At 73.0% G+C, this 19,080-nt stretch carries 16 protein-coding genes and 1 pseudogene; 8 read left to right on the forward strand and 9 right to left on the reverse strand.

Going from position 1 to position 19,080, the window contains the following annotated elements; all coding sequences use genetic code 11:
* The first annotated feature begins 166 nt into the window (after window positions 1–166).
* Complete coding sequence (locus tag OG802_RS14735) at window positions 167–1,843, forward strand: penicillin-binding transpeptidase domain-containing protein (RefSeq protein WP_329410844.1); 1,677 nt, start codon at window positions 167–169, stop codon at window positions 1,841–1,843.
* Between the two features lie 118 nt (window positions 1,844–1,961).
* Here OG802_RS14735 and OG802_RS14740 read toward each other — a convergent pair whose 3' ends face one another.
* On the reverse strand, window positions 1,962–2,315 hold the full coding sequence (locus OG802_RS14740) for an SsgA family sporulation/cell division regulator (protein ID WP_329410846.1): 354 nt from the start codon (window positions 2,313–2,315) through the stop codon (window positions 1,962–1,964).
* A gap of 255 nt (window positions 2,316–2,570) precedes the next feature.
* On the opposite strand from OG802_RS14740, the gene OG802_RS14745 reads away from it, so the two are divergent.
* The 6 genes from OG802_RS14745 (at window position 2,571) to OG802_RS14770 (ending at window position 7,532) form a co-directional block, all read left to right on the forward strand.
* Window positions 2,571–3,629, forward strand: a complete 1,059-nt coding sequence (locus tag OG802_RS14745) for an energy-coupling factor ABC transporter permease (RefSeq protein ID WP_329410847.1) — start codon at window positions 2,571–2,573, stop codon at window positions 3,627–3,629.
* A gap of 3 nt (window positions 3,630–3,632) precedes the next feature.
* Entirely contained in the window at window positions 3,633–4,394 is a 762-nt protein-coding gene (gene cbiQ / locus OG802_RS14750) for a cobalt ECF transporter T component CbiQ (RefSeq protein WP_329410848.1), read from the forward strand.
* A complete protein-coding gene (locus tag OG802_RS14755; RefSeq protein ID WP_329410849.1) occupies window positions 4,382–5,143 on the forward strand; it encodes an energy-coupling factor ABC transporter ATP-binding protein in 762 nt (253 codons plus the stop codon). The genes cbiQ and OG802_RS14755 overlap by 13 nt, the downstream gene beginning before the upstream one ends.
* Window positions 5,140–5,619: a MarR family winged helix-turn-helix transcriptional regulator gene (locus tag OG802_RS14760; protein ID WP_329410850.1), complete on the forward strand. Its 480-nt coding sequence runs from the start codon at window positions 5,140–5,142 to the stop codon at window positions 5,617–5,619. Before OG802_RS14755 ends, OG802_RS14760 begins: the two co-directional genes overlap by 4 nt.
* Window positions 5,620–5,875: 256 nt before the next feature.
* The gene (locus tag OG802_RS14765; RefSeq protein WP_329417064.1) at window positions 5,876–6,280 is read left to right on the forward strand and encodes an organic hydroperoxide resistance protein; all 405 of its coding nucleotides are present in this window, start codon (window positions 5,876–5,878) and stop codon (window positions 6,278–6,280) included.
* A gap of 76 nt (window positions 6,281–6,356) precedes the next feature.
* Window positions 6,357–7,532: a serine hydrolase domain-containing protein gene (locus OG802_RS14770; protein ID WP_329410851.1), complete on the forward strand. Its 1,176-nt coding sequence runs from the start codon at window positions 6,357–6,359 to the stop codon at window positions 7,530–7,532.
* 73 nt (window positions 7,533–7,605) lie between these two features.
* On the opposite strand, the gene OG802_RS14775 is transcribed toward OG802_RS14770, so the two are convergent.
* The 7 genes and pseudogenes from OG802_RS14775 to OG802_RS14805 all read right to left on the reverse strand — a co-directional run bounded on the left by OG802_RS14775 (window position 7,606) and on the right by OG802_RS14805 (window position 14,930).
* Window positions 7,606–7,887 carry a DUF1876 domain-containing protein gene (locus tag OG802_RS14775; protein ID WP_329410852.1) on the reverse strand — a complete coding sequence of 94 codons (282 nt, stop codon included), beginning with the start codon at window positions 7,885–7,887 and terminating at the stop codon, window positions 7,606–7,608.
* 95 nt (window positions 7,888–7,982) lie between these two features.
* Window positions 7,983–8,826 (reverse strand): annotated as a pseudogene (locus tag OG802_RS14780) (EamA family transporter).
* Entirely contained in the window at window positions 8,823–9,308 is a 486-nt protein-coding gene (locus tag OG802_RS14785) for a YbaK/EbsC family protein (protein WP_329410853.1), read from the reverse strand. Before OG802_RS14785 ends, OG802_RS14780 begins: the two are co-directional and overlap by 4 nt.
* Before the next feature lie 134 nt (window positions 9,309–9,442).
* Window positions 9,443–10,636 (reverse strand): IS30 family transposase, encoded by a 1,194-nt coding sequence (locus tag OG802_RS14790; protein WP_329416962.1) that lies wholly within the window; start codon window positions 10,634–10,636, stop codon window positions 9,443–9,445.
* Window positions 10,637–10,943: 307 nt separating this feature from the next.
* Window positions 10,944–11,489, reverse strand: coding sequence for a lamin tail domain-containing protein (locus tag OG802_RS14795; protein ID WP_329410854.1), 546 nt, complete (start codon window positions 11,487–11,489; stop codon window positions 10,944–10,946).
* 434 nt (window positions 11,490–11,923) lie between these two features.
* Complete coding sequence (locus OG802_RS14800; protein ID WP_329410855.1) at window positions 11,924–14,203, reverse strand: MMPL family transporter; 2,280 nt, start codon at window positions 14,201–14,203, stop codon at window positions 11,924–11,926.
* A 124-nt stretch (window positions 14,204–14,327) separates the two neighbouring features.
* Window positions 14,328–14,930, reverse strand: a complete 603-nt coding sequence (locus tag OG802_RS14805; RefSeq protein WP_329410857.1) for a TetR/AcrR family transcriptional regulator — start codon at window positions 14,928–14,930, stop codon at window positions 14,328–14,330.
* A gap of 255 nt (window positions 14,931–15,185) precedes the next feature.
* Between OG802_RS14805 and OG802_RS14810 the strand changes: the two genes are divergently transcribed.
* Complete coding sequence (locus tag OG802_RS14810) at window positions 15,186–18,563, forward strand: S41 family peptidase (protein ID WP_329410860.1); 3,378 nt, start codon at window positions 15,186–15,188, stop codon at window positions 18,561–18,563.
* Between the two features lie 139 nt (window positions 18,564–18,702).
* Here the strand turns inward: OG802_RS14810 and OG802_RS14815 are convergent, their stop codons facing one another.
* On the reverse strand, window positions 18,703–18,990 hold the full coding sequence (locus OG802_RS14815) for a hypothetical protein (protein WP_329410861.1): 288 nt from the start codon (window positions 18,988–18,990) through the stop codon (window positions 18,703–18,705).
* Between the last annotated feature and the right edge of the window lie 90 nt (window positions 18,991–19,080).

Genomic DNA, 19,080 nt, shown 5'->3' on the forward strand with positions numbered 1-19,080 from the left:
CGTCCGGGCGCGGCCCTTGCGGGGGGTGGCTGACGTCACACGTGACGTCGTGTGCACCGACGTGCGCCGAGGGGACTCTAGGGTGGTAGCCGTCGTCGGGGTCAGTGAGGGCGACGAGCGCAACGGGGCTGGGGGGAGAGCCCCTGGGGATCCGGAGGATCTGGCAGTGGGCAAGAGAAGGCGCGTCGAGGAACGAAGCGGCAGGCGGCGTCCCGCCGCGGTCGGCGGCATGATCGCCGTCGTGGTCGGCGGAGCCGGGCTCGGCGTCTACGCGCTGTACGGCGGAGCCGCGGCCGACGACGGCTCGGCCGCGGCGGCCAACGGCCGCCAGGTGCCCAGGGTCCGGGCCGACGTCCCCTCGGCGGCCGAGGCCAAGGCCCTGGCCGCCCGGTTCCTGACGGCCTGGCAGAAGGGCGACGCGGCCCGGGCCGCCGCCGTCACGGACGACTCCGCGGCCGCCGCCGCCCTGCTCACCGGTTACGCCAAGGACGCCCACATCACGGACGTCACCCTCACCCCGGGCACGGCGGCGGGCGTCAGGGTTCCGTTCTCCGTCAAGGCCACGGTGAAGTACAAGAACGTCGGCAAGCCGCTCGCCTACGACAGCGCGCTCACGGTGGTGCGCAACCCGAAGAACGGCAAGGCGCAGGTCGACTGGCACGCCTCCGTCGTCCACCCCGACCTCCAGGACGGCGACAGACTCGTCACCGGCGAGGCCGGCACCCCGCCGGTGAAGGCCGTCGACCGCGACGGCGGCGAGCTGACGGCGGCGAAGTACCCCTCCCTGGGCACGGTGCTGGACGGACTGCGGGAGAAGTACGGCAAGAAGGCCGGCGGCAAGGCGGGCGTGGAGCTCCAGGTGGTCCGCGGAAAGGCGTCGAAGGCGAAGAAGGCCTCCGCCAAGACGCTGCTGGAACTCAGCAAGGGCACTCCGGGCACGGTGAGGACGACGCTCAGCCCGAAGTTGCAGGCCGCCGCCGAGAGCCAGGTGGCCAAGACGGCGCGCTCCTCGGTCGTGGTGCTGCGCCCCTCCACGGGCGAGATCCTCGCGGTGGCCAACGCGAGCCCCGGCTTCAACACCGCGTTCAACGGCTCGCTCGCGCCGGGCTCCACGATGAAGGTGGTCACGTCGTCGCTGCTCATCGACAAGGGGCTGGCGTCGGCGGACAAGACCCACCCCTGCCCGAAGACGTTCACCTACGGCGGCTGGAAGTTCCACAACGACGACGACTTCGAGATCAAGGGCGGCTCGTTCAAGGCGAGTTTCGCGCGCTCCTGCAACACCGCCTTCATCAGCCAGGCGCCCGAGCTGAGCGACGACAGTCTGACCAGGCAGGCGCAGCAGGTGTTCGGCCTGTCGATGAACAACTGGGCGATCGGCGTCCCGTCCTTCGACGGCTCGGTTCCGGTGCAGTCGAAGGCGCAGATGGCGGCCTCGCTCATCGGGCAGGGCGGGGTGCGCATGAACCCGCTGAACATGGCGTCGGTCGCCGCCACCGTGAAGGCGGGCTCCTTCCACCAGCCGTATCTGGTCGCCCCGTCGGTGGACGGCCGCACCCTGGCGTCGGCCTCGCGCACGCTGTCGGCGTCGACGCTGGCGCAGTTGCGCGAGCTGATGAACTACACGGCCGCGGCCGGCACGGCCGCCGAGGCGATGTCCGGTCTGGGTCCCGACTACGGCGCCAAGACGGGCTCGGCCGAGGTCGACAACCAGGACAAGCCCAACGGCTGGTTCACCGCCTACCGCGGCGATCTGGCGGCCGCGGGCGTGGTGCAGGCGGGCGGCCACGGCGGCGACACGGCCGGCCCGATCGTGGCGTCCCTGCTGCGGACGGGCGGCTGAGAGCGGACCGGACGGGCGGCTGAGCGCGGACCCCGCCCCCGGTCACGTCGGCCTCCGGTCGGGCCGGCGTCCGGTCAGTGCGGGACGGGCTGCCGGTCAGTGCGGGACGGGTTGCCGGTCAGTGCGGGACGGGCTGCTGGGCGGTCGCCATGTAGGTGCGGCGCAGGAACCGCAGCAGCGTCTTCGACTCGAACTGGACGACCGAGACGCCGTGCGCGGAGTGGAACTCGACCACGGCCTGGACGCGTCCGCACGGCCACACCCGGACCTCGCCGGTGCCGGCCGGGGCGCGCAGGCCCTGTTCGAGGAGGGTGCGGGAGAACGTCCATTCCCGGCGGTCGGGCAGCCCGACGCGCACGGACCGGGGGTCCTCGGGGTCGAAGCGCAGGACGACCGGAACGGCCGTCTCTTCTTCGATCCGGTCCGCGTCGGTGACGATGTGGGCTCGCGCGTACTGCTCGACTACAGACATCGGCCGACCCTCTCACGCAGCGTGACCTGTGCGGAAGCTGTGCATCCGCTCCCCTTCCAATGTCGCATATTCTGCGGATTGCGCTCCCTCGCACCGGCATATCTCACCTGTGCGATACACGGATCGGGCGCCGGGTCCGGGTCCGGGTGTGGCTCCGGCGCGACGCCCCGACGCCTGGCCCGGCTCCCGGCCGTCTTCCGCGGACGACCGCCTCGCTCTTGCGAACCGTTCGCATTAAGCCACTATCATCGTCGGGTGCACGTACCCGACGGATTCATCAACGCCCCCACCTCCGCGGTGACCGCAGTGGCCGCCGCCGGCGCCATAGCCGTGAGCCTGCGCGGCGCGCGGCGCGAGCTGGACGACCGGACCGCGCCGCTGGCCGGCCTGGTCGCGGCCTTCATCTTCGCCGTGCAGATGCTGAACTTCCCCGTCGCCGCCGGAACCAGCGGCCATCTGCTGGGAGGCGCGCTGGCCGCGATCCTCGTGGGCCCCTTCACCGGGGTCCTGTGCGTCTCGGTGGTCCTGCTGATGCAGGGCATCCTCTTCGCCGACGGCGGGCTCACCGCCCTCGGCGTGAACATCACCGACATGGCGATCGTGACGACCGTCGTGTCGTACGCCGTCTTCCGCGGCCTGGTGAAGGTCCTGCCCCGCGGCCGCCGCTCCCTCACGGCCGCCTCCTTCGTCGCCGCCCTGCTGTCGGTGCCCGCCGCCGCCGTCGCCTTCACGCTGATCTACTGGATCGGCGGCACCACCGACGTGGCGATCGGCAAGGTGGCCGGCGCGATGATCGGCGTGCACGTCCTGATCGGCGTGGGCGAGGCGGCGATCACCGCGCTGACCGTCGGCGCCGTCGTCGCCGTCCGCCCGGACCTCGTGCACGGCGCGCGCGATCTGCGGCCCGCGCTGCGGCTGCGGGTGAACGGCGAACTCGTCGACGCGCCCGCCGGCGGGGCGCGCCCGGCGCCCGTGGCGGTCCGCGCCTCGCGGCGCACGCTGTGGGTGACCGGCCTGGTCACCTCCCTCGTCCTGGCCGGCTTCGTCAGCTTCTACGCCTCCGCGAACCCCGACGGCCTGGAGAAGGTCGCCGCGGACCACGGCATCGACAAGCGGGCCGAGAAGCACGCCGCCTCCGACTCCCCGCTCGCCGACTACGGCGTCAAGGACGTCACCGACGCCCGCCTGTCGGGCGGCCTGGCGGGCGTGATCGGCGTCGGCACCACCGTCGTCGCAGGCAGCACCGTGTTCTGGGCGGTGCGCCGGCGCCGCACCCGCGACGGCGTGTCCCCCGTCTCCACGAGCGGCGTCTGACCCATGGGAGCGGGACACGCGCACCGGCTCTACCGCCACGGGCACTCGCCCGTGCACGGGCTGCCGCCGCACACCAAGCTCGCCGCCGCCTTCGGGTTCGTGGTCGTCGTCGTGTCGACGCCGCGGGAGGCGATGTGGGCGTTCGCCCTGTACGCCGTCCTGCTCGCCGCCGTCGCGCAGCGGGCGCGCGTGCCGGCCGGCTTCCTGCTGAAGCGGCTGCTCATCGAGGTGCCGTTCGTCGCGTTCGCCGTGCTCATGCCGTTCGTGGCCGAGGGCGAGCGGGTGGACGTCCTCGGGCTCTCGCTCAGCGTCAGCGGCCTGTGGGGCGCCTGGAACGTGCTCGCCAAGGGCACCCTGGGCGTCGCCGCCTCCGTGCTGCTGGCGTCCACCACGGAGCTGCGCGAGCTGCTCCTCGGCCTGCAACGGCTGCGGCTGCCCCCGCTGCTGGTGCAGATCGCCTCCTTCATGATCCGCTACGGCGACGTCATCGCGGACGAGATGCGGCGCATGCGGATCGCCCGGGAGTCGCGCGGCTTCGAGGCGCGGGGCGTGCGGCACTGGGGGGTGCTCGCGAAGTCGGCGGGCGCGCTGTTCATCCGCTCCTACGAACGCGGCGAGCGCGTGCACCTGGCCATGATCAGCCGGGGGTACGCCGGTTCGATGCCGGTGATCGACGAGGCGACCGCGACCCGGGCGCAGTGGTCGTACGCGCTGACCCTCCCGTTCGCCGCCCTCGTCGTCTGCGTGTTGGGATGGGCCCTGTGACTGACGTTTCCCTGGAGGTCTCCGGCCTCGCCTTCGCCTATCCCGACGGCCATCAGGCCCTGTTCGGCGTGGACTTCACCGTCGCGCGCGGCGAGCGGGTCGCGCTGCTCGGGCCGAACGGCGCCGGCAAGACGACCCTGGTGCTGCACCTCAACGGCATCCTCGCCGGCGGCGCCGGCACGGTGACGGTGGCCGGGCTGCCGGTCGGCCGGGAGCACATGGCCGAGATCCGGCGCAGGGTCGGCATCGTCTTCCAGGACCCCGACGACCAGCTGTTCATGCCGACCGTGCGCGAGGACGTGGCGTTCGGTCCCGCGGCGGCCGGGCTGAAGGGGCCCGCGCTGGAGGCGCGCGTCGACCACGCCCTCGCGCAGGTGGGCATGGCCGGGTTCAAGGACCGTCCGCCGCACCACCTCTCCTTCGGCCAGCGCCGCCGCGTGGCGGTCGCGACGGTGCTCGCGATGGAGCCCGAGATCCTCGTCCTGGACGAACCGTCCTCCAACCTCGACCCCGCCTCGCGCCGCGAACTCGCCGACATCCTGCGGTCGCTGGACGTGACGGTGCTCATGGTCACGCACGACCTGCCGTACGCCCTGGAGCTGTGCCCGCGCGCCCTGATCCTCAGCGACGGCGTGATCGCCGCGGACGGCCCGACGGGCGAGCTGCTCTCCGACGACGCCCTCATGCGCGCGCACCGCCTGGAGCTGCCCTTCGGGTTCGACCCGCGCTCCGCGACAATGGGCGCGTGACGAACGACGGATCCACCGCCGACGGCTCGCTGCTCCTCGACGAGCAGCTGTGCTTCGCCCTGTACGCCGCCCAGCGCGCGGTGACGGCCGCGTACCGTCCGCTCCTGGACGAACTGGGCCTCACCTACCCCCAGTACCTGGTCCTGCTGGTGCTCTGGGAGCGCGGGGAGACGACCGTCAAGGAGCTGGCCGCGGCCCTGCGGCTGGACTACGGCACGATGTCGCCGCTGCTGAAGCGGCTGGAGGCGGCGGGCCTGGTGCGCCGGGAGCGTGCGCCGCGCGACGAGCGCTCGGTGCTGGTGGCGTGCACCGGGCGCGGCGAGGAACTGCGGGGGCGCGCGGGACGGGTGCCGGGCGCCCTGCTCGCGTCCACGGGCCTGGAGCCGGCGGAGGTCGCCCGGCTGCGCGAGGAGCTGTGGGGCCTCGCGGAGCGCGCGCACCCGGCGGCCGACCGCCCCGCCAGACCGCCCCGCTAGACAGCCCTGCCGGACCGCCCCGCCGGACCGCCGCCGCCGGACTGCCGCCGGACCGCCGCCGCCGGACTGCCGCCCTTCGGCGTTACCCGCGGTTACCGCCCCCCGCCGGGACGCACCTACCTACCGGCCGGTACCTTGTGCACGATGTAATTGGGGAAGACGCTGGGGAGGGTCCGCCGTGACAGAAGGCGCCGCAGTCGGCACCACCGGGGACGCCGGGGAGGCCGGTACCGCCGACACCCGTCCGACGAAGATCATGTACGTCGCCGAGGCGACCGCGCACGGCGGCCGCGACGGATACGTGACCAGCCAGGACGGCCAGATCCAGCTGAAGGTCGCGATGCCGCCGCAGCTCGGCGGCGACGGCAACGGCACCAACCCGGAACAGCTCTTCGCCGCCGGATACAGCTCCTGCTTCCACAACGCGCTGATCCTCGTCGGCAACCGGACGGGCTACGACCTCACGGGCTCGACGGTCGCGGCCAAGGTCGGCATCGGCCCGAACAGCAGCAAGGGCTACGGTCTGGCCGTCGCCCTCAGCGTCTCGCTCCCCGTCCTCGACCCGGGCCTCGCGGAGAAGCTGGTGGACGCGGCGCACCAGGTCTGTCCCTACTCCAACGCCACGCGCGGCAACATCGATGTAACGATCATTCTCGGCTAGCGGGACGAAGGAATCGCAGGCCGGTCCGGGGCGTTCAGCGAGGAGTCGAAGGCGATCTCCGAGAGGACGTACGGGCGTGGACGTGAACGGTGCGGTGGCCGAGGGCTTCGAGCCGGTCCGGGAGGCGTTCGCGCGCAACTTCGAGACGCTCGGGGAGCGCGGCGCGGCCGTCGCCGTCTACCGCGACGGGCGCAAGGTCGTCGACCTGTGGGCCGGCACGCGGGACGTGGACGGCACGGCGCCCTGGGAACGGGGCACCGCCCAGATCGTGCGCTCGGCGACCAAGGGCGTGGTCGCCGCCGGCCTCCTGCTGCTGCACCAGCGCGGCGAACTGGACCTGGACGCGCCCGTCGGGGCGTACTGGCCCGAGTACAAGGCGGCCGGCAAGGAGCGCACCCTCGTGCGGCACGTCCTCGCGCACCGCGCGGGCGTACCGGTGCTGGACCGGCCGCTGACCCCCGCCGAGGCCGCCGATCCCGACCTCGGGGCGGCGGCGGTCGCGGCGCAGGCCCCCGCCTGGGAGCCGGGCACGGACCACGGCTACCACGCGCAGACGTACAGCTGGCTCACCGGCGAGCTGGTGCGCCGGATCACCGGACGGCCGGTCGGGGAGTGGATCGCCGACGAGATCGCCGGGCCCGTCGGAGCCGACCTGTGGCTCGGGCTGCCGCGGTCGCAGCGCGCGCGGGTGGGGCGCGTGGGACAGGTGGAGGCGCCGGTGCGCGCGGGCGCGCTCAAGACCCGGCCCAAGCCGGCCGTCGCCGCCGCCTACGCCGACCCGCACTCGCTCACCCGCCGCGCCTTCGCCGCGATCACCCCGCTGCCCGACGAGAACGACGACGCCTACCGGGCCGCGGCCCTGCCCGCCTCCAACGGCATCGCCACCGCCGACGGCCTGGCCCGCTTCTACGCCTCGCTGATCGGCGAGGTCGACGGCGGGACACGGCTGCTGCGGCCGGAGACGGTGGCGCTGGCGCGCGGCGAGCAGTCGTCCGGCCAGGACCGGGTGCTCGTGGTGAACACCCGCTTCGGCCTCGGCCCGATGCTGCACGGCGCCGCGTCCCCGCTGCTGTCCCCCCACTCCTTCGGCCACCCGGGCCGCGGCGGCGCCCTCGGGCTGGCCGACCCCGAGTCGGGGATCGCCTTCGGCTACGTCACCAACGGCTTCCGCAGGAGCGTGACGGCGGACCCGCGCGCCCAGGCCCTGCTGCGCGCCCTGCGCACCGCGACGGCGGCGACGCCGGCGAACTGACGGGCCCGCTCCCGGCCGCCCGGCCGCCGGCGCCCGCCACCCGTCGAGCCCACTCGTCGAGCCACCCGCCGACCTACACGTTGATGGAGTGGGACCGCCGGCCCGAGGCGTCGTCGATCTCCAGATGCGCCTTGGTCAGCAACTGCATGGCGATCTCGTTGAGGGCACGGGCGCCCGCGATCTCCTCCCCGACCCGCGGCTGGTTGGCGTCCACGGTGTGCCGGGAGGCGTGGCCGTGCGCCCTCACCTCGGTCCCGTCCGGCAGCCGCACCATCGCGACCGCCCTCGTGTGGCGCTCGTCCTCCTCGAACTCCAGCTCGACGTGCCAGCCGACCGTGGTGTGCATGACGGTCATGACGATCACCTCCGAAGCTCCTGCTTCCAGAGTGCCCCTCCGCACCGGCGCCCGCACCCACGCGCCCCCTGGACCGGCACCGCCCGCGGCCATCGTCAGCCCGTGTGCAGCATCAGCCCGATCCCCACGACCAGCAGCCCCGCCGCGGCGAGCCGCGGCACGCCGAACCGCTCCTTGAAGAACAGGGCGCCGATCGCCGCGCCCACGATGACCGACGACTCCCGCAGCGCCGCCACCGGGGCGAGTTCGGCTCGGGTCTGGGCCCACAGGACGAGGGCGTAGGCCAGGACGGACAGCGCCGAGCCGAGGAGGCAGGGCGGCGTACGGGCGCAGGACGTCGGCGGTCCGTCCGCGCCAGCGGTGGACGGCGTAGGCCGGGATGACGACGCCCTGGACGGCCATCAGCCAGGCGATGTAGCCGAGCGGCGAGCCGGAGGCGCGCACGCCGAGTCCGTCGACGACGGTGTACGAGGCGATGGTCAGGCCCGTCGCCAGCGCCGCCCCGACGGCCGCCCAGTCGGGCCGGCGTCCGCGCAGCCCCCACAGCGCGACGCCGGTCAGTCCCGCGCACGACAGCGCGACGCCCGCGGCCGCCCAGCCGTCGGGAACCTCGTGGGCGAAGACGGCGGCCAGGACCGTGACGACGAGCGGCGCCGAGCCGCGGGCGATGGGGTACGCCTGGCCGAAGTCGCCGAGCCGGAACGAGCGCATGAGCAGCGCGTAGTACGCGATGTGGACGACCGCCGAGCACAGCAGGTACGGCCACGCTTCCGGCGCGGGGAACGCGGTGAACGACGCGAGGGCCAGCCCGATGAGCATGCCGCCGCCCGAGATGAGCGTGAAGCCGACGAGCTTGTCGGTGATCCGGTGGGCGATGGCGTTCCAGGCGGCGTGGGTGACCGCGGCGACCAGCACGGCCACGGTGACCAGCGGGGTCACGCCGCGCGCTCGCGCACGTCCACGAGGGTCGCGTCGGCGTGCCGGACCAGGTCCGCGGGCGCCATGGGGAAGACGACGTGCGGGGTGCCCGCGGCGGCCCACACCACGTCGTGGGCGAACAGGCTCCGGTCGGCCGGCACCCGTGTCCGCGTCCGGTGCCCGAAGGGCGGCACGCCCCCGATGGCGTACCCGGTCGTCTCGCGCACGACGTCGGCGGCGGCCCTCGTCACCTTCCCCGCGCCCAGTTCCGCGCGCACCCGCTCGACGTCGACGCGGGAGGCCCCGTCCATCAGGACCAGCACCGGCGTGCCGTCGGCCGCGAAGATCAGGGACTTGCAGTTCTGGCTCAGCTCGCACCCGATGGCGGCGGCCGCCTCGGCGGCGGTGCGGGTCGACTCGGGGAAGCCGCGCGTCGGCAGGCCGTCCAGGCCGAGGGCGCGGAGGGCGTCGGTGAACCGGGGGTGCGCGGCAGGCGGGGTCATGCGGGCACGCTAACGGCCGGTGCGGGGAGCGGGCGAGCGAATTGCGGCGTTCCCCGCCGGGCCGGACGCGCCGGGACGACGAAGCGCCCGGCCCCCCGGGGCGGATTCTCGGGGTCCTCGCAACACCTGATGGCTTATGCGGCCGTCAGTAGATCACGCAGGCGCTCGGCTGGGGTTCTCCAGCCGAGCGTTTTGCGTGGCCGGCCGTTGAGTTGCTGGGCAACGTGTTCGAGGTCTGCGGGACTGTGCGCGGAGAGGTCGGTGCCTTTGGGGAAGTACTGCCGCAGCAGGCCGTTGGTGTTCTCGTTCGATCCGCGCTGCCAGGGCGAGTGGGGGTCGCAGAAGTAGACTGGCACGCCGGTGGCCACGGTGAACTGCTTGTGCGCGGCCATCTCGCAGCCCTGGTCCCAGGTCAGCGAGCCACGCAGGTGCTCGGGCAGGGTCTGGATCAGCGGCACCAGCACATCGCGGACTTCCTCGGCCGTGTGCCCGCCGGGCAGATGTCCGAGCAGGACGTAGCGGGTGGAGCGCTCGACCAGGGTCACTATCGCGCTCTCGCTGCGGGGGCCGACGATCAGATCGCCTTCCCAGTGGCCAGGAACAGCCCGGTCCTCGACCTCCGGCGGCCGCTCGGAGATCATCACCATCTCGTCGACGAAGCGGCGAGTGCGCTGCTCCGGGCTGCGGTGGGGCTTGCGGCGGGTGCGTCCGGTGCGCAGCGCCAGGGCGACCTCGCGGCGCAGTCCGCCGCGGGCCTGGACGTAGATGGCCTGGTAGATCGTCTCCGGACTCACGCGCATGCTCTCGTCGTCGGGGAACTCGATGAGCAGAGCGTGGCAGATCTGCTCGGGCGACCAGCGTTCCTGGAGCTTGGCCGTAGCGAAGTCGCGCAACGCTCCTTCCCGGGCCAGCTTGGAGTCCTTTGGACGCGACCGGCTCTTCGCCCATGCCCGCTGGGCTTGGTGCGGCCGGTAGACGCCGTTGACCGCACGGGCGTCGATCTCACGCTTGACGGTGGAGGCCGGCCGGCCGAGTGCCCGTCCGATCGCGCGCAGCGAGCGGCCCTCACGGCGCATGTCGGCGATCAGCTCCCGCTCGGCCACGGTGAGGAAACGGGGGTGCAGCCCGGCCTCGACCGCGGCAACGGACGGCTTCGACGCGGCAGTAACGATGGTGATCACACCGGTCGTATAGTCGATCAGGCGGCCGTCTGCATGCAGGCGCGAGTGGCCGATCTGCCGGATCCCTTGGTCCCAGTCCCGAGCGGTGCGCTCGTGGACGCCGACCTGCGCGGCGGCATCGCGGCGATGGACTCCGGCCGCACGCAGCCGCTCGTACTCCGCCCGACCGGGATGCCCGGATGTGCCGGGCTTGCCGCGACCTCGGACACCGGCCTGACGGGCCCATCCGAACGCCGTATTGCGGTTCACTCCGACTGCGCGAGCGGCAGCGGTGATGCCGCCGTCCTCCCGATCCAGCGCCTCGAAGAACTTCGCCTTCAACACCTCAAAATCCACGATCCCCGCAACTCCCTGAACTCCAGGGTGTTGCGGGGATCAATAGAACCCGCCCGGAGGGGTCGGGCGCTTCGCCGTCAGCCGGGGCCGTCACACAGGGACGGCCGGGGCGGGGACGTCAGCCGCGGCGGTGGTGGCCGTCACGGTCGTGACGGTTGTCGCGGTCGTCACGGCCGTGACGGTTGTCGCGGTCGTCACGGCCGTGACGGTTGTGGCCCCAGGACTCGGAGTCCACGAGACGGCGGTGGTCGTCGCGCAGCACGGCGGTGCCGGCGTGGTTGTCCAGCACCTCGCGGCGGCGGTCCTGGAACAGGTCGGTGCGGGTGTCGCGGCCCACGCCGGTGTGGATGCGGACGGTGGCGCGGGGGGCCAGCCGGTAGTGGCGGAAGGTGTAGGTCGCGCCGCGTTCGGCCGAGAGGGTCCACCCGTTCAGGTTGACCGCGTGGCGGGTGGTGTTGGTCAGCTCGACCCATTCCTTGTTCAGCGAGTGGGCGGAGCGGTCGTTTCGGCCCGGTGCGTCGTACTGCACGGCGCTGATCTGCACTTCCGCGCGGTTGTGGCGGGAGTGGTCGGCCGCGGAGGCCGGCAGCGCCACCGTCCCGACGACGGCCGCGGCGATCGCGGCGGCGGCGAGACAGCGGACGGAAACAGCGTTAGCGGACACAAGGTCTCCTTGCGTGGTGCGGGTAACGGCCCTGATCGGCCGCAGGGCCAACACTCGACCACCGGCCGCGTTCCACGCGCCTGTTTGGCACCGCACGTTACGAACCGTCCACATTACGGTGACAGTAGGCTTCCATGTCCATATATGTACTGAAGGCTCCGAACCATTGGCATCACTGCCCTGTAGGCCTCTTCCGCCGTCGGCCGTCACCCGAAAGTGGGTCACAGCGCGGGGCGCGAAAACGACGGGGGGCGCGTGCGGAAACAACGGGAGCGGGGGTGCGGAAGCGACGGGAAGCGGGTGCGGAAAGGGCGGGAAAAAGGGAAGCCGGTGAGGGCGCCCCGTCCCCACGGAGCCCTCACCGGCGGTCTTTCTCCCTCGCGTTCCCTCACGTCCCGCGCGTCAGGCGCTCGTGACGCGGGCGGTCGCGCGCGTCAGGCGCGGACGAGTTCCCGGTCGTCGTCCGGGTCCGCGTCCTTGGCGCCGTCGCCGTCGCCGTGCGCCTTCAGGCCCTCGCCCTCGACGTCCACGTTGGGCAGCGCGCGGTCCAGCCACCTCGGCAGCCACCAGGCCTTCCGGCCCAGCAGGGCCAGGACGGCCGGCACGATGGCCATGCGCACGATGAACGCGTCGAAGAAGACGGCGATCGCGAGGCCGAAGCCGATCATCTTGATCATCGACTCGCTGGAGCTGATGAAGCCGCCGAACACGGCCATCATGATCACCGCGGCGGCGGCCACCACCTTGGCGCTGTGCCGGAAGCCGGTCACGACGGCCTGGGCCGGGCTCTCGCCGTGGACGTACGCCTCGCGCATGCGGGTCACGAGGAAGACCTCGTAGTCCATCGCGAGGCCGAAGACGACGCCCACCATGAAGATCGGCATCATCGACATGATCGGCCCGGTCTCCTCGACGCCGATCAGGCCGCCGAGCCAGCCCCACTGGAACACGGCGACGACGGCGCCGAGGGCGGCGAGCACGCTGAGCAGGAAGCCGAGGGCCGCCTTCAGCGGGACCAGGATCGAGCGGAAGACCACGATCAGCAGCAGAAAGGCCAGGCCGACGACCAGGCCCAGATACGGGACGAGCGCGTCGTTGAGCTTCTGCGAGAAGTCGATGTTCATCGCCGTGGTGCCGGTGACGAGCACCTGCGCGCCCGTCTCGGACCGGATGCCGGCGCCCTGGCCGCGGATGGCGTGGACCAGGTCCTCGGTCTGCGCCGAGGAGGGCTTGGAGTCGGGTATGACGGTGATCGTCGCGGTGTCGCCGGCCTTGTTGAAGGCGGCCGGGGTGACCGTGACGACGTCCTTGAGATCCTTGATGCCGTCGGTCACCGAGGCGGCCGCGGCCTGCGGGTCGTCGCTCTGCCGGGCGTCGACGACGATCATCAGGGGCCCGTTGAAGCCGGGGCCGAAGCCCTCCGAGAGCAGGTCGTAGGCGCGGCGCTGGGTGGTGGACGCCGGCTGCGAGCCGTCGTCGGGCAGTCCCAGTTCCAGCTGGGTGGCGGGGACGGCGATCGCGCCGAGCCCGAGCACGCCGAGCAGCAGGACGGCGGCCGGACGGCGGATGACGAAGCTCGCCCAGCGCACGCCCGGACCGGGCCTGGCGGGACCGGGCCTGGCGGGACGGGACGCGGACGGCTCCGCTGCCGTCGAGGCCCCGGCCTTCCCGCCCCGCGCGCCGCGCGGCCTGCGCTTCTCGCCCGTCGGGCGGATCCTGCGGCCGGCGAAGCCGAGCAGCGCGGGGATCATGGTCAGCGCGATGAGGACGGCGACCACGACGGTCCCGGCCGCCGCGAGGCCCATCTTGGTCAGCATCGGCACGTTGACGACCGACAGGCCCGCCAGGGCGATCACGACCGTGAGGCCCGCGAAGACCACCGCCGATCCGGCGGTGCCGGTGGCGCGTCCGACCGCCTCCTCGCGGTCGCGGCCCTCGGCCAGCTCGCTGCGGTAGCGGGAGACGATGAACAGCGCGTAGTCGATGCCGACCGCGAGCCCGATCATCAGGGCGAGCGTGGAGGTGGTGTCGCCGAGGTCGAGCGCCTTGGCGAGGGCGGTGATGGCGGAGACGCCGATGCCGACGCCGATGATCGCCGTCAGCAGCGGCAGTCCGGCCGCGACCAGCGACCCGAGGGTGACGACGAGGACGACGGCGGCGATGGCGAGACCGATGACCTCGCCCGCCGCCCCGGGCTCGGCCCCGGCCTGAAGCGCGTCACCGCCGACGTCGACGGTGAGCCCGGCGGCGCGGGCGTCGTCCGCGGCCTTCTCCAGGGCGTGCCGGGTCGCGTCCGTCAGCTCCATGCCGGGCGCGTCGTAGCGGACCGACGTGTAGGCGACCGTCGCGTCCTTGCTCACGGCGTGCGTCGTGAACGGGTCGGCGACGGAGACCACCTCGGAGCCGCCGCTCAGGGACTTGACGGTCCTGTCGACGGTCGCCCGGTTGGCGGCGTCCGTCATCTTCTGGCCCTCGGGGGCCTTGAAGACGATGCGCCCGGTCCCGCCATCGGCGCTGGCTCCCGGGAAGCGCTGTTCCAGCAGGTCGAAGGCCTTCTGGGCCTCGACGCCCGGAATGGAGAAGGAGGTGGTGCCCGGTGCGGGCGCGGTCGCGGCGCCGACTCCGGCGAGGGTCAGCAGCGCGACCCACATCAGGGCGACGAAGCCGCGCCGCCGGAAGGCGAAACGGCCGAGTTTGTAGAGGAACGTGGCCACGGAGGCGTACTCCCGGTCAGGTCGTGTGCGTGCAGGGCAGGGTTGACCAACCCGGCGCGGAGGCAGGGGTGATCGGCCCGACGACGTGAGCGGTGACGTCAGGGTGGGCGGACCGCGGGGACGGTCAGGGGGTGGGCGCGCCGAGGGCGGGGAGGACCACGGCGTCGATGTACGCGAGGAGGAACGCCTGCGTCGGCGGCTGTTCGTCGAGCATGGTGCGGGCCGCGAACGCGCCGATCATCATGTGCGGCACGAAGTGCATCGCCGGGTTGTCGGCGCGGACCTCGCCGCGGTCGACGGCCCGTTGCAGCACACGGCCGAACTCGGCCATCTCCGGCTCGACAAGGTGTTCCTTGAAGGCCTTGAGCAGGTCCGGGTTGCCGTGGACGGCCATGGCCAGACCCCGCATCAGGGCGGAGTTCTGTTCCAGCTCGCAGTCGTCCGAGCGCATGGTGAGGGCGTGCAGGTCGCCTCGCAGCGATCCGGTGTCGACCCCGCCGGCGGCGATGCCGGGCTTGTCGTGGCGGACCGCCTTCGCGACCAGTTCGGCCTTGCCGCCCCACTGGCGGTAGAGCGTGGCCTTGCTGGACCGGGTGCGAGCGGCGACGGCGTCCATGGTGAGGGCGTCGTAGCCGACTTCGCGGAGCAGTTCGAGCACGGCCTCGTAGAGCTCGGCCTCGCGCTCGGGGGTGATGCGGCTGCGACGCGCCGTTGCGATCTCAGTCATCCCGCTCCCCTTCCCTGCTCCGAACCGAAACGAACCGCGCGACCGAACCGATCCAACCGACCGGAATGATCGAACCGATCGACCGAACCGACCGAACCGATGCGACACGGTCACGGTTCCCTGTGCGTACTCCCCGAATGTAGCGCACCTCACTGCGAAACGAAACTGTTTCGTACGTGCTGTGGCTCACCCGCGCCCGGTTCCGCACACATGTCACGAGTTGCTCCGGTCCATCCCCCGGAAAAGCATGGGGAGGTGAGCTATCTGCGTCTGCCCCACCTCCATGGTGACCTGTTGTGCTTCGTGGCCGAGGACGACCTCTGGCTGGCCCCGCTGGCCGGTCCGGGCCGCGCCTGGCGACTCACCGTCGACCGCACGAAGGCCGGACACCCCCGCTTCTCGCCCGACGGCCGCCTGATCGCGTACACGAGCTGGCGCAGCCTCGTCCCGGAGATCCACCTGGTGCCCGTGGACGGCGGGCCGGGGCGGCGGCTGACCTACTGGGGCAGCTCCGACACCCGCGTCTGCGGCTGGACGCCCTCGGACGCGGACGGCAACGCCGACATCCTCGCCGTCGCCTCCCACGGCGAGCCCTTCTCCTACTTCACCTGGGCCTACAAGGTCACCCCCGACGGCTCCCCCGGCCGCAAACTGCCCTGGGGCCCGGTCAGCGACCTCCAGGTCGCCGACCTCGACGGCGACCGCCGCACCCTTCTGCTCACCGGCACCCCGCCGCACGAGCCGGCCGCCTGGAAGCGCTACCGGGGCGGCGCCACCGGCCGGCTGTGGCTGCACGGGCAACGGCTCCTGGAGGACGTCGACGGCCATCTCGCCTCCCCCCTCTTCGTCGGCGGCCGCATCGCCTTCCTCTCCGACCACGAGGGCGTCGGCAACCTCTACTCCTGCGCCCACGACGGCTCCGACCTGCGCCGGCACACCGACCACGACGACTTCTACGCCCGGCACGCCTCCAGCGACGGCGACCGGGTGGTCTACCAGTGCGGCGGGGACCTGTGGATCGTCGACGACCTCGCCGCGGGCTCCGGACCGCGCCGGATCGACGTGCGCATGGGCGGGCCGCGCGCGGGACGGCGGCCCTACCAGATCCCGGCCGCCCAGCACATCGACGGCGTCTCCGTCGACGAGACGGGCCGGGCGAGCGCCGTCGTCGTCCGGGGCAGCCTGTACTGGCTGACCCACCGCGACGGCCCCGCCCGCACCCTCACCGACACCCCCGGAGTGCGGGTGCGGCTGCCCGAGATGCTCGGCCCGGGCGGACAGGTCGCCTATGTGACGGACGCGGACGGCGAGGACGCCGTGGAGGTCGCCCATCTGCCCCGCGCGACGGGCCGGCGGGCGCCCCGGCGGCTGGCCTCGGGCCTGCTCGGCCGGGTGCTGGAGACGGCGGCCGACCCGCAGGGCGAACGGCTCGCCGTGGCCTCGCACGACGGCCGGCTGCTCCTCGTCGACCTCACCGAGGAGACGGAGGACACGGAGCACACGGAGCACACGGAGCATACGGGGGACGGCGGGGACGTGGAGGACGGCGGGGACGGGGCAGGGGCTGGGGAGGCGGAAGGGGCTGGGGAGGCGGTAGGTCCGGGGGGCGCGGGCGGCAGGGTCACCGAGCTGGTCGTGTCGGCCAACGGGCCCGTCCGCGACCTGGCGTTCTCCCCCGACGGGGCCTGGCTGACCTGGTCGCATCCGGGGATCGGTCGCTCCCTGCGCCAGATCAAGATGGCGCGCATGAAGGACCGGGCCGTCATCGACGTGACCGACGGCCGCTTCGAGGACGAGAACCCCGTCTTCACGCGGGACGGCCGCTACCTCGCCTTCCTCTCCTGGCGCGGCTTCGACCCGGTCTACGACGTGCACACCGGCGACCTGTCCTTCCCGCTGGGCTGCCGCCCCTACCTCGTGCCCCTGTCCTCCGCGACGCCCTCGCCGTTCGCGCTCACCCCCGAGGGCCGCCCGGCCGCCGGCGGACTGGACCCGGTCGAGGACGACGGCGACGGCGCCGACGGGACCGTCACCGTGGAGACCGAAGGACTGGCCAGCCGGGTCACCCCGTTCCCCGTCGCCGCCTCCAAGTACTCGGCCCTGCACCCGGTGGCGGGCGGTGGACTGGTGTGGCTGCGCTGGCCGATCTCGGGCGCCCTCGGCGAGACGTTCGCCAACCCCGACGACACCAGCGGCCGCCCGACCCTGGAGCACTTCAACATCAGCAAGGCGAAGAAGTCCGAACTCGTCGACGACCTCGACTGGTTCGCGCTGAGCGGCGACGGCACCCGGCTCGTCGTGGTCGACGAGGGCGAACTGCGGGCGGTGCCGTCCACCGAGACCGGCGACCCCGACTCCACGGTCTGGATCGACCTGCGGCGCATCCTGCACGAGGTGGACCCGGGCGCCGAATGGCGCCAGTCGTACGAAGAGGCCGGCCGGCTGATCCGCGCCTACTTCTGGGACCCCGGCATGTGCGGGATCGACTGGGACGCCGTTCTCGGCCAGTACCGGCCGCTCGTCGAACGGGTCGCCTCCCCCGACGAGTTCGCCGACCTGCTGCGCGAGGTGCTGGGCGAACTGGGCACCTCCCACGCGTACGTCACGGCCGCCCGCCGCAACGAGGGACCTCCGCACTACCAGCGGCTCCAGGGCCTCCTCGGCGCCAACCTCGTACGCCGCGACGCCGGTTGGACGATCCGGCGGATCCTGCCCGGCGACTCCTCCGACTCCAAGGCGCGTTCGCCGCTGGCCGGCACCGGGATCCGGGAGGGCGCGGTCCTCACCCACGTCGACGGCCGCGAGGTCGACCCGCTGACCGGCCCCTACCCGCTGCTGGCCGGCGCGGGCGGCACCACGGTGGAACTCACGCTCGCCCCCGCCGAGGGCGAGCCGGGCCGGCCGCGCCGGGTGGCCGTCGTCCCGCTCGTCGACGAACGCCCCCTGCGCTACCAGGACTGGGTCGCCAAACGGCGGGCCGTGGTGAGGGAGTTGAGCGACGGCCGGTGCGGCTATCTGCACATCCCGGACATGGGCGGCTCCGGCTGGGCCCAGTTCAACCGCGACCTGCGCGGCGAGGTCGCCCGGCCCGCCCTGATCGTGGACGTGCGCGGCAACGCCGGCGGCCACATCAGCGAACTGGTGGTGGAGAAGCTGACCCGGACGATCCTGGGCTGGGACCTCACCCGCGACGCCGAACCGGTGTCCTACGCCTCCAACGCCCCGCGCGGACCGGTCGTGGCGCTGGCGGACGAGGCGACCTCCTCCGACGGCGACATGATCACGGCCGCCTTCAAACTGCTCGGGCTGGGCCCGGTGGTGGGCCAGCGCACCTGGGGCGGCGTGGTCGGCATGACCGGCCGCCACCGGCTCGGCGACGGCACCGTCATCACCGTCCCGATGAACGCGGCCTGGTTCGACGCGTACGGCTGGTCCGTGGAGAACAAGGGCGTCACGCCCGACCTGGAGATCCTGCGCACCCCCCTCGACTGGGCCGAGGGCCGCCACGCCCAGCTCGACGACGCCGTGCGACTGGCCCTGGAACTGCTCACGACGAACCCGCCGGCGACCCCGCCCGACTACAGCGACGTCCCCGACCGGTCCCGCCCGAAGCTGCCCCCGCGTACCACCTGAGCCCCCGGACACGGGGCCCGGCCCACACAGGGGCCGGCCGGCACGAGGACCGGCGGACACGAGGAGGGGGGACGCGAGGAGGGGCGCCCCGGGCCCGGGGCGCCCCTCCGCTCATGTCACCGGCCGCCGGAGCGGGGTGTCAGAAGCCCTCTTCGTCGAAACCGACGCGCTCACGCTCGCGCTCGCGGTCCCGCTCCTGCGGGGCGCGGCGCTCCGAGGACTCGTGCTCGGGGCGCATGCGCTCCGCCGAGTCGCGCTCCGGACGCATGCGCTCCGAGGACTCGCGCTCCGGGCGCATGCGCTCGGCGTCCTCGCCCGGACGCTGCTTGCCGCGCTGCTGGACCTGCTCCTTGGCCTGCTGGGCCTTCTGCTGGGCCTTCTGCTGCCACTGCTCGGACTGGTCCTGGAACTTGTCCTTCATACCCATGTGGGTTCACTCCTGTAGGAGATGAGGGGGGTTGGGGCCCCGTGGTGGGGCCTCGACCAGATTCACACGGGTGGTCACGGTGCGCATGTC

The sequence above is a fragment of the Streptomyces sp. NBC_00704 genome, from assembly GCF_036226605.1.
GTDB lineage: Bacteria > Actinomycetota > Actinomycetes > Streptomycetales > Streptomycetaceae > Streptomyces.

Coding starts and splice junctions, on each gene's coding strand:
- OG802_RS14785 (WP_329410853.1), bottom strand. CDS start 9,308: ATGACCCCGCCTGCCGCGCACCCCCGGTTCACCGACGCCCTCCGCGCC.
- OG802_RS14740 (WP_329410846.1), bottom strand. CDS start 2,315: ATGTCTGTAGTCGAGCAGTACGCGCGAGCCCACATCGTCACCGACGCG.
- OG802_RS14755 (WP_329410849.1), top strand. CDS start 4,382: ATGGGCCCTGTGACTGACGTTTCCCTGGAGGTCTCCGGCCTCGCCTTC.
- cbiQ (WP_329410848.1), top strand. CDS start 3,633: ATGGGAGCGGGACACGCGCACCGGCTCTACCGCCACGGGCACTCGCCC.
- OG802_RS14815 (WP_329410861.1), bottom strand. CDS start 18,990: ATGGGTATGAAGGACAAGTTCCAGGACCAGTCCGAGCAGTGGCAGCAG.
- OG802_RS14775 (WP_329410852.1), bottom strand. CDS start 7,887: ATGACCGTCATGCACACCACGGTCGGCTGGCACGTCGAGCTGGAGTTC.
- OG802_RS14805 (WP_329410857.1), bottom strand. CDS start 14,930: ATGACTGAGATCGCAACGGCGCGTCGCAGCCGCATCACCCCCGAGCGC.
- OG802_RS14765 (WP_329417064.1), top strand. CDS start 5,876: ATGTACGTCGCCGAGGCGACCGCGCACGGCGGCCGCGACGGATACGTG.